The sequence below is a fragment of the Pseudomonas sp. BAY1663 genome, from assembly GCF_000582595.1.
GTDB lineage: Bacteria > Pseudomonadota > Gammaproteobacteria > Pseudomonadales > Pseudomonadaceae > Stutzerimonas > Stutzerimonas stutzeri_AF.
Genome location: NZ_AZSV01000031.1, coordinates 1 through 12,538, shown reverse-complemented (window position 1 = coordinate 12,538; position 12,538 = coordinate 1). Strand labels below are relative to the sequence as shown.

Annotated in this window: 6 protein-coding genes and 4 pseudogenes; 1 reads left to right on the top strand and 9 read right to left on the bottom strand. The window is 65.8% G+C overall.

Going from position 1 to position 12,538, the window contains the following annotated elements; translation table 11 throughout:
* Nucleotides 1-2: 2 nt before the first annotated feature.
* The 9 genes and pseudogenes from BAY1663_RS10940 to BAY1663_RS10900 form a co-directional block, all read right to left on the bottom strand.
* Nucleotides 3-1,298 (bottom strand): flavohemoglobin expression-modulating QEGLA motif protein, encoded by a 1,296-nt coding sequence (locus tag BAY1663_RS10940; protein ID WP_037040528.1) that lies wholly within the window; start codon nucleotides 1,296-1,298, stop codon nucleotides 3-5.
* A 185-nt stretch (nucleotides 1,299-1,483) separates the two neighbouring features.
* Nucleotides 1,484-2,986 (bottom strand): lysine--tRNA ligase, encoded by a 1,503-nt coding sequence (gene lysS, locus BAY1663_RS10935; protein WP_037040519.1) that lies wholly within the window; start codon nucleotides 2,984-2,986, stop codon nucleotides 1,484-1,486.
* Nucleotides 2,987-3,049: 63 nt separating this feature from the next.
* A protein-coding gene (prfB, locus tag BAY1663_RS10930) for a peptide chain release factor 2 (protein WP_128576244.1) occupies nucleotides 3,050-4,145 on the bottom strand; the annotation gives its coding sequence in 2 pieces (ribosomal slippage) (nucleotides 3,050-4,072 and nucleotides 4,074-4,145; 1,095 coding nt in all).
* 145 nt (nucleotides 4,146-4,290) lie between these two features.
* Nucleotides 4,291-5,012 (bottom strand): annotated as a pseudogene (locus tag BAY1663_RS10925) (tellurite resistance TerB family protein).
* Between the two features lie 27 nt (nucleotides 5,013-5,039).
* The gene (locus BAY1663_RS10920; protein ID WP_037040517.1) at nucleotides 5,040-6,149 is read right to left on the bottom strand and encodes an NADH:flavin oxidoreductase/NADH oxidase; all 1,110 of its coding nucleotides are present in this window, start codon (nucleotides 6,147-6,149) and stop codon (nucleotides 5,040-5,042) included.
* A gap of 93 nt (nucleotides 6,150-6,242) precedes the next feature.
* Nucleotides 6,243-8,332, bottom strand: a pseudogene (locus BAY1663_RS10915) (molybdopterin-dependent oxidoreductase).
* 128 nt (nucleotides 8,333-8,460) lie between these two features.
* Nucleotides 8,461-10,175 (bottom strand): annotated as a pseudogene (gene recJ, locus BAY1663_RS10910) (single-stranded-DNA-specific exonuclease RecJ).
* Nucleotides 10,176-10,209: 34 nt separating this feature from the next.
* A complete protein-coding gene (locus BAY1663_RS10905; protein WP_037040513.1) occupies nucleotides 10,210-10,749 on the bottom strand; it encodes a YaeQ family protein in 540 nt (179 codons plus the stop codon).
* Between the two features lie 74 nt (nucleotides 10,750-10,823).
* Nucleotides 10,824-11,987, bottom strand: coding sequence for a GGDEF domain-containing protein (locus tag BAY1663_RS10900; RefSeq protein WP_037040509.1), 1,164 nt, complete (start codon nucleotides 11,985-11,987; stop codon nucleotides 10,824-10,826).
* Nucleotides 11,988-12,162: 175 nt separating this feature from the next.
* On the opposite strand from BAY1663_RS10900, the pseudogene BAY1663_RS23725 reads away from it, so the two are divergent.
* Nucleotides 12,163-12,380 (top strand): annotated as a pseudogene (locus BAY1663_RS23725) (bacterioferritin-associated ferredoxin).
* Nucleotides 12,381-12,538 lie beyond the last annotated feature (158 nt).

Here is a 12,538-nt window from a genome sequence, read left to right as displayed (position 1 = left end):
GCTCAGAGGATGTTGGCGTAGTCGGCTTCGATGCGATCCAGGCTCAGATGGTTGAGGAAGTTGGAGAAGCACATCCAGGCCGACAACGCGTTGAGGTCCTGGAACTGCTGCGGCAGGTACTTGGGCGGCACCACCATGCCCTCGTCCACCAGCTGGCGCAGGGTGCGCATGTCCTCCAGCGTGGTCTTGCCGCAGAACAGCAGCGGAATCTGCTCCAGCTGCCCTTTGCGCACGGCGAGCTGGATGTAGTTGTAGATCATGATGAAGCCCTTCAGGTAGGACAGGTCCTTGGTGAAGGGCAGGCCATCGGGCGTCGAGCCGCGGAACACGCGGCTGGCGTTGCTGTAGCAATCGTCGGCGGCGTAGCCCTGCTCGCGGAAGAAGGCGAAGACCTCGAGGAAGTCGGCGCCCTCCTCGGCCATGTGGATGGCGCGGGTGCGGTTGGTCAGCTTGCGCAGGCGCGTCGGATAGGAGGCGAAGGCGATCACTTCCATCAGGATCGCCAGGCCTTCCTGGGTCACGGTGGACGACGGCGGGCCCTTGGCGAGGAAGGTGCAGATCGGCTGGTTCTGCCCGTTGAGCGTGGTGCCGACGTGCACCAGCCCTTCGTGCACTTCCAGCGCACGCACGTCACGTTCGTTGAACAGCGCGTCGCTGCGGATCTTGATGTAGTCGGCGCCGGCCGCCGCATCGGCGAGGATGCCGTCGGACTCGAAGACGCGGATCACCCCCTCGCCTTCGCCGAACACCACATCCAGGCGCTTCTGCAGCAGCTCGACGGCCTGCGGCGCGGTGAGGTTCTTCGGCTCGTCGCGCAGGTCGCCGCGATCGGCAATGTTGTTCAGGTAGTCGGAGAGCATCAGGCCGAGGTCGGCCAGGGTCGGGTCGCCAGCGTGGAAGGCATCGGACGCCGCGCCGTAGAGCTCCTGAGAGATCATGCCGAAGTCCGGCGTGCCGCGCGCCTCGAGCATGCGGATGACCATGCGGTATTCCTTGCACATGCGCCGCATGATCTGCCCGACCGGGTTGAACTGGCCGAGCTGGCGGGTGATATCGCGTTCGATGTCCTGGAATTCCTGCTTCTTCGCGCTGGGGTCGAAGGCCAGCGGGCGGCCCTCGTAGTAGCTGCGATCGACCTGCGGCAGCTTGCGTCCCTTCGCTTCGAGGAAGCCCTGGCGGATGCTCTCGTCCCATTTGACCGCATCCAGCACCCGTACCGGGGTCTGCGCCTCGACGATGCGGTCGGACAAGGCGCGCACGGTGCTCTGGTATTCGTCCAGGTTGTTGCGGGTGTTCATCGGTCCCTCTTCACGAATGATCCGTAACCCCTCGGGGTTATACACCAGCGGGCTGCCCAGGGTGCACGGAGCTTACCGTGGGTCCCGTGCCAATCCTGTGTTGGGCTTCGCATTGCTCGGCCCAACCTACGGTACATGTAGGTTGGGTGAACCTGGGGCGAGCGAAGCGAAGCCCAACGCGTCGATCACAGCTCCGGACGCATGTGCGGGAAGAGGATCACGTCGCGGATCGACGGCGAGTTGGTCAGCAGCATCACCAGGCGGTCGATGCCGATGCCCTCGCCGGCAGTCGGCGGCATGCCGTATTCCAGCGCGCGGACGAAGTCGGCGTCGAAGTGCATGGCCTCGTCGTCGCCGGCATCCTTGTCGGCCACCTGGGCGTGGAAGCGTTCGGCCTGGTCCTCGGCATCGTTGAGCTCGGAATAGGCGTTGGCGATCTCGCGGCCGCCAATGAACAGCTCGAAACGGTCGGTGACGCTGGGGTTGCGATCGTTGCGCCGCGCCAGCGGCGAGACCTCGAACGGGTACTCGGTGATGAAGGTCGGCTGTTCCAGTTTGTGCTCGACCAGTTCCTCGAAGATCATCACCTGCAGCTTGCCCAGGCCTTCGTGGCCGAGCAGCTTGGCGCCGGCCTTCCTGGCGATGGCGCGAGCCGTTTCCAGGTCGTTGAGGTCGGCGGCCGAGATCTCCGGGTTGAATGCGAGGATCGAGTCGAACACCGACAGCCGCGCGAACGGCTCGCCGAAGTGGAACACCTTGTCGCCATACGGCACGTCGGTGCTGCCGAGCACGGCCTGGGCCAGCTCGCGGAACAGCGCCTCGGTGAGGTCCATGTTGTCTTCGTAGTCGGCGTAGGCCTGGTAGAACTCGAGCATGGTGAACTCGGGGTTGTGCCGGGTCGAGACGCCTTCGTTGCGGAAGTTGCGGTTGATCTCGAACACCCGCTCGAAACCGCCGACCACCAGGCGCTTCAAGTACAGCTCCGGCGCGATACGCAGGAACATCGGCATGTCCAGCGCGTTGTGGTGCGTCTCGAACGGCTTGGCCGCGGCGCCGCCGGGGATGGTCTGCAGCATCGGCGTTTCCACTTCGAGGAAGTCACGCTCGGCGAGGAACTTGCGAATGTGCGCAATGACCTGGGAACGCACGCGGAAGGTCTCGCGCACTTCGTCGTTCATGATCAGGTCGACGTAACGCTGGCGGTAGCGCTGCTCGGTGTCGGTCAGGCCGTGGAACTTGTCCGGCAACGGGCGCAGCGACTTGGTCAGCAGGCGCACGCTGCTCATGTAGACGTACAGGTCGCCCTTGCCGGAGCGTGCCAGGGTGCCTTCGGCGGCGATGATGTCGCCCAGGTCGAAGTGCTTGACCGCCTCCAGCTGCTCGGCCGGCAGGGTCTTGCGATCGACGTAGACCTGAATGCGCCCGCTCATGTCCTGGATGACCATGAACGCGCCACGGTTGAGCATGATGCGTCCGGCGACCTTGACCGGGATGGCGGCCGCTTCCAGCTCCTCCTTGGTCTTCTCGGCGTACTGTTTCTGCAGGTCGCCTGCATAGCTGTCGCGACGGAAGTCATTGGGGAAGGCATTGCCCTGCTCGCGCACGGCAGCAAGCTTTTCCTTGCGCTGGGCAATCAGCTTGTTTTCTTCCTCTTGGATGGCGTGCTGGTTCAGCGGTTGTTCGCTCATTGCGGGTCGTCCCGGTCAAATCGTTTCAATGGGGTGCTTGCGGCTTGAGGCTTGCGGCTGCTCTCAGAGTCCCTGTTTGAGGCTGGCTTCGAGGTACTCGTCTAGATCCCCGTCCAGCACCTTGTCGCAGTCGCTACGCTCGACGCCGGTACGCAGGTCCTTGATGCGCGACTGGTCGAGCACGTAGGAGCGGATCTGGTGGCCCCAGCCGATGTCGGACTTGGAGTCTTCCAGTGCCTGCGAGGCGGCGTTGCGTTTCTGTATCTCCTGCTCGTACAACCGGGCCCGCAACATCTTCATGGCGGTGTCCTTGTTGGCGTGCTGGGAACGCTCGTTCTGGCACGCCACCACGGTATTGGTCGGCACGTGGGTGATACGCACCGCCGAGTCGGTGGTGTTGACGTGCTGGCCACCGGCCCCGGAGGAGCGGTAGGTGTCGATGCGCAGGTCGGACGGGTTGATCTCGATCTCGATGTTGTCGTCGATCTCCGGCGAGACGAACACCGCGGTGAACGAGGTGTGGCGGCGGTTGCCGGAGTCGAACGGGCTCTTGCGCACCAGGCGGTGCACACCGATCTCGGTACGCAGCCAGCCGAAGGCATATTCGCCCTTGATATGGATGGTGGCGCCCTTGATGCCGGCGACTTCACCCTCGGACAGTTCGACGATCTCGGCATCGAAACCGTGCTTGTCGGCCCAGCGCAGGTACATGCGCAGCAGCATGTTGGCCCAGTCCTGGGCCTCGGTGCCGCCGGAGCCGGCCTGGATGTCCAGGTAGCAGTTGTTGGCGTCCATCTCGCCACTGAACATGCGGCGGAACTCGAGCTTCTCGAGGATCTCGCGCAGGCGCTCGACTTCGACGACGACGTCGTTCACAGCGCCTTCGTCGTTCTCTTCGACGGCCATGTCGAGCAGGTCGCGGGAGTCGGCGAGGCCGCCGTTCAGGTCGTCCAGGGTCTCGACGATCTGCGCCAGGGTGGCACGCTCGCGGCCCAGGTTCTGGGCGTATTCAGGGTTGTTCCAGACGTTCGGGTCTTCGAGTTCGCGGTTTACTTCGACGAGACGATCATGCTTCTGATCGTAGTCAAAGATACCCCCGAATTGACTGGGTGCGTTCGGACAGATCCTTGATGCTGTTGAGGATCGGGTTGATTTCCATGATGGTCGGCACTCTCAATCGGACGATTCGAAAAGCCGGCGATTATAACGCAGCAGGCCCGCGCTGACAGCCCGCGCTGACAGCCCGCCAGGACGAGCCGTCAGGCGATCGGACCGCAGATGCATCGCCATGCTGGCCGGGAGGCTCAGCCGGTCACGCCGCGTACCTGGCTTTCCAGCTCGGCCTTGAGCTGCGGATCGAGCGCCAGCCGACGCGCCAGTTCGTCGAGGTAGGCGCGCTCCATGAAATGCTCCTCGTCGACTACCAGCACGCTGGCCAGGTACATCTCGGCGGCCATTTCCGGCGTCTTCGCGGCGGCAGCCACTTCGGCCGGATCGAGCGGCTTGTTCAGTTCCGCCTCCAGCCAGTGCCGCAGATCGCTGTCGCCGGTCAGCTTGGCCAGCTCGGCCTCGATCAACTGGCGTTCGCGTGCGTCCACGTGGCCGTCGGCCTTGGCCGCCGCCACCAGTGCCTCGAGGATGCCCTGGCTGTGCTCCTCGACCTGCGCCGGCGGCAGGCGATCGAGCGTTTGCGGCGCCTGTTGCGGCGTATCGGCCTGCTGCGCCTGCCAGTTGCTGTAGGCCTTGTAGGCGAGCACACCCAGCGCCGCCAGGCCGCCGTAGGTGACCGCCTTGCCACCGAGCTTGCGCACCTTGCGGTTGCCCAGCAGCAAGCCCATGGCGCCGGCGGCCAATGCACTGCCCCCGGCTCCCGACAAGGCGCTGCCGAGCACCCCACCGCCGGCGCCGGAAAGCAGATCGCCGAGCTACCCGCCGAGGGTTTACCGCCGACCGTGGACGACGGCTGCTTTTGCAGCAGGTCCTGGCCGGACTTGAGCAATTGATCGAGAAGGCCACTGGTTTTCATCGAAGCACCTATTGATGAGGAGGAGGCTCAGTCGAGCGGCTCGCTTTCCTGGCGGATCGGCGTATCGCGGTGGGCGGCGCGCACGTATTGCGCCGGCCAGGGCACGGAGTTGTCGCGCAGGTATTCGGCGGCATGCAGCGGCCAGTACGGGTCGCGCAGCAGTTCGCGGGCGAGCAGGATCAGGTCGGCCTGCCCGGTGCGCAGGATGTGCTCGGCCTGCACCGCCTCGGTGATCATGCCCACCGTGCCGGTGGCGATGCCCGCCTCCTTGCGCACACGCTCGGCGAACTGGGTCTGATAGCCGGGCCCGACCGGAATTTCGGCACTGGCCGCAGTGCCACCGGAGGACACATCGATCAGGTCGACGCCGATCTCCTTCAGCCGGCGCGCCAGCTCGACGGTTTCGTCGGCGTTCCAGCCATCCTCGACCCAGTCGGTGGCCGACAGCCGGACGAACAGCGGCAACTCTTCGGGCCAGACCGCACGTACCGCAGTCGTCACCTCCAGCAGCAGGCGGATGCGATTGTCGAACGAGCCGCCGTAGCGATCCTGGCGCTGGTTGGACAGCGGCGAGAGGAACTGATGCAGCAGGTAGCCGTGGGCCGCATGCACCTCGGCGATCTTGAAACCGGCCGCCAGCGAACGCTCGGCCGCCTCGACGAAAGCCTGCACCACGGCCGCGATGCCAGCCTCGTCCAGCGCCGTCGGCACCGCGTGCTCCGGCGAGAAGGCAATGGCGGACGGGCCGACCGGCGTCCAGCCGCCAGCGGCGATTGGTACGCTGCCATGCTTGCCGAGCCAAGGTCGCCAGGTGCTGGCCTTGCGCCCGGCATGGGCCAGCTGCACGCCGGCGAGCGAGCCCTGCGCCTCGATGAAGCGGGTGATACGCCGCAGCGGCTCGACATGCTCGTCGGACCAGATGCCGAGGTCTTCCGGCGAGATGCGCCCATCGGGGCTGACCGCCGTCGCCTCGATGATCACCAGCCCGGCGCCACCGACGGCGCGACTGCCCAGGTGCACCAAGTGCCAGTCGTTGGCCATGCCGGCCTTGGCCGAGTACTGGCACATCGGCGACACGGTGATGCGGTTGGGCAAGGTAAGTTGGCGCAGGGTGAGCGGCTGGAAGAGCTGGGACATGACGGCCTCTACTGTCGTGAATGCGGGTTGGACAGCCTTCAGTAGAGACCGTTTCCGCGCGCATGCCCAGCCCGCGATTGGCGAAGTTGCGCGTCAGGCGGCGCTGACCTGCACCGCGACGCCGTTGAGCGCGGCATTGCCGGAGACGTCCAGCGCCCGCTCGTCGGTCAGGTCGTTGCAACTGGCGCCGGGCTGCTGCTGCGCGATATCCAGCTGCACACCCGGCCGGGCATGGCCCCAGCCGTGCGGCAGGCTGACCACGCCGGGCATCATCTCCTCGCTGGCCAGCGCCTCCACCTCGACCACGCCGACCCGCGAATGCACCCGCACGCGCTGGCCATCCTGCAGCGCGCGCGCCGCCATGTCGGCCGGGTGCATCAGCAGTTGATGGCGCGGCTTGCCCTTCACCAGACGCTGATAGTTGTGCATCCAGGAATTGTTGCTGCGCACGTGGCGGCGACCGATCAGCAGCAGCTCGCCGCCCTTGGCCTGTGGTTCGGCGGCGAAGCGCTGCAGGTCTTCCAGCATCAATGCCGGCGCGGCCTGGATGCGCTTGTTCGGGGTCTTCAGGCGCCGCGCCAGATTAGGCTTGAGCGGCCCGAGATCCAGCCCATGCGGATAGTCCTCCAGCGCCGCCAGGCTGAGCTTGCGCTCGGAGCGCTCGCCATAGGGGCCGTGGCGCAGCGCCAGGTCCATCATCTGCTGCGGCGGCAGGGTCGGCTTGAGCTCGACGCCGACCCGTGCCGAATAGGCCTTGGCCAGCCCGATGAAGATTTCCCAGTCGTGCAGTGCGCCCTCGGGCTTGGGCAACAGCGGCTGGTTGAAGCGGGTGACATTGCGCACCGCCAGCAGGTTGAACGTCGCGTCGTAATGGTCGTGTTCCAGCGGCGCGGTCGGCGGCAGGATGAGGTCGGCGTAGCGGGTCGTCTCGTTGATGTAGAAGTCCACGCTGAGCATGAACGCCAGACCATCCAGCGCCTGCTCCAGCTTGCGTCCATTGGGCGTGGACAGCACCGGGTTGCCGGCCACGGTGATCAGCGCTCGCACCTGCCTTCTCCCGGCTCGAGCATCTCCTCGGCCAGCGCCGCCACCGGCAGTTCGCCACCGTACTCCGGCAATTGCGATACCCGCTGCGCCAGGCGGCGAAATGCCCGCCGGAGGTGGTTTCCACCAGGTCCGCCGCGGGTTCGGTGCACAGCGCGCCGCCGACCCGGTCGAGATTGCCGGTGACCAGGTTGATCAGTTGCACCAGCCACTGGCAGAGCGTGCCGAAGGCCTGGGTCGAGACACCCATGCGTCCGTAGCAGACGGCCTTGTCCGCCGCGGCGAAATCCCGCGCCAGCTGGCGGATCTGCTCGGCCGGAACCCCGCAGCGGGCACTCATCGCTTCGGCGCTGAAGGCGGCGATTGCCGTGCGCACCTCCTCGATGCCGTCCAGCGGCAGTTCGCTGGTACGCGTCAGGCCTTCTTCAAAAAGGGTGTTGAGCAGGCCGAACAGCAGCGCCGCGTCCTGTCCGGGACGCACGAACAGGTGCTGATCGGCGATCGCGGCGGTCTCGCTGCGTCGCGGATCGACCACCACCAGCCTGCCGCCGCGGGCGCGGATCGCCTTCAGCCGTTTCTCCACGTCGGGCACGGTCATGATGCTGCCGTTGGAGGCCAGCGGGTTGCCGCCGAGGATCAACATGAAATCGGTGTGATCGATGTCCGGCACCGGCAGCAGCAAGCCATGACCGTACATCAGGTGGCTGGTCAGATGGTGCGGCAGCTGGTCGACCGAAGTGGCCGAGAAGCGATTGCGCGTCTTCAGCAACCCGAGGAAATAGTTGCTATGGGTCATCAGCGTAGTTGTGCACGCTCGGGTTGCCCTGGTAGATGGCCACCGCATTGGCGCCGTGGCGCTCGCGAATGTCGGCCAAGCGCTCGGCAACCAGCTCGAAGGCCTCGTCCCAGCCAATCGCCTGCCATTCGTCGCCGCAACGGCGCATCGGCTGGCGCAGGCGATCGGGGTCATTCTGGATGTCCTGCAGAGCCACCGCCTTCGGGCAGATATGGCCGCGGCTGAAGCGGTCGAGGGGATCACCCTTGATCGAGAGGATGCGCTCGCCTTCGGTCTGGATGGTCAGGCCGCAGATGGCTTCGCACAGGTGACAGGCACGGTGATGGACGGTCGTGTCGCTCATTTCGGCTTCCCGCATGGCGCTGTTGTTGTCCCGCCACTCTAGGCGCCACGACGGCGGGCAACAATCGAACGTCCCGCCGGGAAATGCCAGCCGATTCAGCCGGCCTATCGTCGGCCGGCACGAACAGGTCAGCGCGGGGCGATATGCGCCACCATCAGCTGCACGCTTTCCTGGCCGCGGTACTCGTTGACGTCCAGCTTGTAGGCCAGCTCCGCCCAGCGCACCGTCGGGTTCGGCCAGATCTCGCGGTCGATGTTGAAGGCGATGCCGTCCAGGGTCAGCGAGCCGCATTCGCTCCTGAGCACCAGCTTCAGATGGCGTTCGCCGACGATACGCTGCTGCACCAACTGGAACACGCCATGGAACATCGGCTCGGGGAAATGCTGGCCCCAGGGCCCGGCATTGCGCAGCGCGCGCGCCAGCTCCAGGTGGAATTCCTCGACGCTGAGCTGGCCGTCGCTCAGCAGCCGCCCGGTGAGGTCGTCCTCGCACAGCTGGCGGCGCACCTCGCATCGAAGGCCGCGGCGAAGGCGCCGAAGTTGGCCTGGGGCAGTGACAGCCCGGCCGCCATGGCGTGCCCGCCGAACTTGCTGATCAGGCCGGGATGCTTGGCGGCGACCGCATCCAGCGCATCGCGGATATGAAAGCCCGGCACCGAGCGCGCCGACCCTTTGAGCAACCCGTCGCCCGCATCGGCGAAGGCGATGGTCGGGCGGTGGTAGCGCTCCTTGAGGCGCGAGGCGAGGATGCCGATCACGCCCTGGTGCCAGTCCGGCTCGAACAGGCACAGGCCGAACGGCAGGTCCTCCAGCGGCAGGTCCTTGAGCTGGGCCAGCGCCTCGCGCTGCATGCCCTGCTCGATGCTCTTGCGGTCCTGGTTGAGCTGGTCGAGCTGGGTCGCCATGTCGCGCGCCAGTGCCTCGTCCTCGCAGAGCAGGCATTCGATGCCCAGCGACATGTCATCCAGCCGGCCGGCCGCGTTCAGCCGCGGGCCGAGGATGAAGCCCAGGTCGGTGGAGGTGATGCGCCGGTGGTCGCGCCCGGCCACCTCGAGGATCGCCCGCAGCCCCGGCCGAGCCCGCCCCGCGCGAATCCGCGCCAGGCCCTGATGGACGAGGATGCGGTTGTTGGCATCCAGCGGCACCACGTCGGCGACGCTGCCCAGCGCCACCAGATCGAGCAGCTCGGCCAGATTCGGCTCGGCCCAGCCCTGACGGGCGAACCAGCCGAGGTCGCGCAGCCGCGCGCGCAGGGCCAGCAGCACGTAGAAGATGACCCCGACCCCGGCGATGCACTTGCTGGGGAAGGCGCATTCCGGCTGGTTCGGGTTGACGATGGTATCGGCCGCCGGCAGTTCGTGGCCCGGCAGGTGATGGTCGGTTACCAGCACCTTGAGCCCGGCGGCCCTGGCCGCTGCCACGCCGTCGACGCTGGAGATGCCGTTGTCCACGGTAACCAGCAGGTCGGGCTCGCGCTGCAGCGCCACGGCGACGATTTCCGGGGTCAGCCCGTAGCCGTATTCGAAACGGTTGGGCACCAGGTAGTCGACGTGCGCCGCACCCAGCTGGCGCAGGCCAAGCACGCCGACCGTGCTCGCCGTGGCGCCATCGGCATCGAAATCGCCGACGAAGAGGATGCGCTGGCGCTTCTCCAGCGCCTCGACCAGCAGCGCCACCGCGGTATCGATGCCCTTGAGCCGGTCGTAGGGGATCAGCCGCGCCAGGCCCTTGTCCAGCTCGGCCGCCGAGAGCACGCCACGGGCGGCGTACAGGCGCGTGAGCAGCGGCGGCAGATCGCCCAGGTCGGGCAGTGTCGCAGGCAATGGACGGGGTTCTATGCGCATGTTCACTCGGCCGGCAAATCGGATGAAATGGAACTCAGCGTTCGCCGAGCAGCCACTGCAGGGAAACCTCGAACTGGCCGCGTTCGTCGGTGATGAACAGCGTACCGTCGCTGATCATCACGCCCCATTGCAGGCTGCGCGGCAGGTCCTTGACCAGCGCGGCCAGGGACTCGGAGTCGACGGCGGCGATGGAAAGGTTCTTCAACCCCTTCACCGCCTCCACCACCTTGCCCTGCCAGACCCGCAGATTGCCGTAGGCCAGCAGGCTGACGCGTTCGGCACGCCGCGAGCACCAGGTCAGGCGCTCGGCGTCCGGCTGGCCGACCTCGATCCAGTGCAGGACGCGGCCGTCCAGGCTCTTTTCCCACAGCGCCGGCTCGTCGACGTCCGACAGGCCGCGACCGAAAGCCAGCTGCTCGCTGTACCAGAGCGCATAGGCGATCAGCCGCACGCCCAGCCGTTCCTCGGTCTCGGAGGGATGACGGGCCACGGTGAAGCGCAGGTTGTCGTAGACCCCGCGATCCAGATCGGTGAGATTGAGTTCGACTTTGTACGGTGTGGCTTGCAGGGCCATGGGCGGGCTTCTTGGTCGAAAAAAGGCAGGCAGTCTAACGCAAAGCACGGGCCCGGGCGCGACCGAGGTGAAACTCAACAGGCCCTGGCATGCACCTCGCCACCGCCGTCGACCACCCGCGTACAGTCGCGGCCGGCCGCCTTGGCGGCATACAACGCCCGATCCGCCTGGGCCAGCAGCTCGTCGAGGTCGTAGCCCGCCGAGGCAGTGGTCGCCACGCCGATGCTGACGCTCAGCCGCCCCTGCTCGACGAAAGGCACCGCCGCACATTCGCCACGGATGCGCTCGGCCACATCCAGACCAATCGCCGCATCGGCATCGGCCAGCAGGCAGGCGAATTCTTCGCCACCGATCCGCCCGAAGACGTCCCGGCGGCGCATCCGCTGCGCGATCACCTGGCCGAAGCCGACCAGCGCGCGGTCGCCGGCCTGGTGACCGAAGGTGTCGTTGAGCCGCTTGAAGAAGTCCAGATCGCACAGCAGCAGGGTCACCGGCTGGCCGCCGGCATCGGAGCGCCGCAGCAGCGCCTGCCCCGCCTCGATGAACGAGCGCCGGTTGCCGATACCGGTGAGCGGATCGCTGAGAGAGGCCTGTCGATACTGCAGCTCGGCGCGTTCGCGGACCATGGCCAGGGTGACGAAGGAGATGCCAATGGCGTAGAGCAAGGTCTCGAAGATCAAGAACGCGAAGAAGCTCATCTGCTCCGGATCGGCGAAAGGCTGGCCGCGATCCACCGCCATGCGCAGCAGGTAGAACCCCATATGGAACAGCATCAGCACCAACGCCGGGCGCAGTGACACGGCTATCAGATGCCGGCTTCGCCACAACTCGAAAACGGCCAGCGCGGTGTAGCCGATCGTCAGCGCCGACGCGAGCAGCAACCGGGCCGGTAACGACTGATAGAACCATGGCACCAGGCACAGGGCGCTCCACAGCAGCGCGCCGGCAACGATCCCAGGCAAATGAGCAGGCCGCCCGGCGAACACCCGCATCGCCGTCCAGTTCATGGCCAGGGCGAGTTGCAGGGCGACATTGCCGAGAACGATGGGCACGGCATCGATTCCCATGCCACGCAGACACCCCAGCACCGTCGAGATACCACCGAGCAGCAGCATCAAGGAGGTATAGCCGAGCGTCGGGTCCCGTCGCCCGCTACGCCAGGCAAAGAACATCAGCGTGCCGAGCAAGAGCAGCACGTAGATATCCACCAGCGTCAGGGTAGGAATGCTCAACTGCATGACGCAGCTCTATTGGGAGAAGAAAAGAGCGCACAGTTTACGCGTGAATTATGGCCACATGCCATCACCGCTAGCCATCTAGGGAATATGCCGCGCGACCCGACGAAGTATCTTTGACAATTATTCTCATTCAGATTAGCATCCAAAACATCAAAGAACTCAACGGGTAGTGCTTATGTACGTCTGTCTTTGCCAGGGCGTCACCGACGGTCAGCTCCGCGAGGCCATCTATGAAGCTGCTGCAGCTACCGTGAAGTCCGTGAAACGACCGGCGTGGCCAGTCAATGCGGAAAATGCGCTTGCGTCGCCAAGCAGGTCGTTCGACAGGCGCTCAGCGACATACAGAATGCCCAGGCGTCTCTCGCCTACCCCGCAAGCTTCGCTCACGCCTGACAGGCTGAATCCGTACGGCCGGGCCCTGCCCGGCTTTTTTTTGGTTCTTCGCATTTCATGGGGAAAGGCTGCTTGACACCGGACTGGCAAGTTTGGATGTGTTGAATGAAAGTTTTGCTTTCAGGGGCGTTTAGCGAGTTGCTTGAGATATTGGTTTC

What these genes read in the sequence shown, in the direction of transcription:
- lysS (WP_037040519.1), bottom strand. Translation starts at nt 2,986, where the DNA reads ATGAGCGAACAACCGCTGAACCAGCACGCCATCCAAGAGGAAGAAAAC.
- BAY1663_RS10920 (WP_037040517.1), bottom strand. Translation starts at nt 6,149, where the DNA reads ATGTCCCAGCTCTTCCAGCCGCTCACCCTGCGCCAACTTACCTTGCCC.
- BAY1663_RS10900 (WP_037040509.1), bottom strand. Translation starts at nt 11,987, where the DNA reads ATGCAGTTGAGCATTCCTACCCTGACGCTGGTGGATATCTACGTGCTG.
- BAY1663_RS10940 (WP_037040528.1), bottom strand. Translation starts at nt 1,298, where the DNA reads ATGAACACCCGCAACAACCTGGACGAATACCAGAGCACCGTGCGCGCC.
- BAY1663_RS10905 (WP_037040513.1), bottom strand. Translation starts at nt 10,749, where the DNA reads ATGGCCCTGCAAGCCACACCGTACAAAGTCGAACTCAATCTCACCGAT.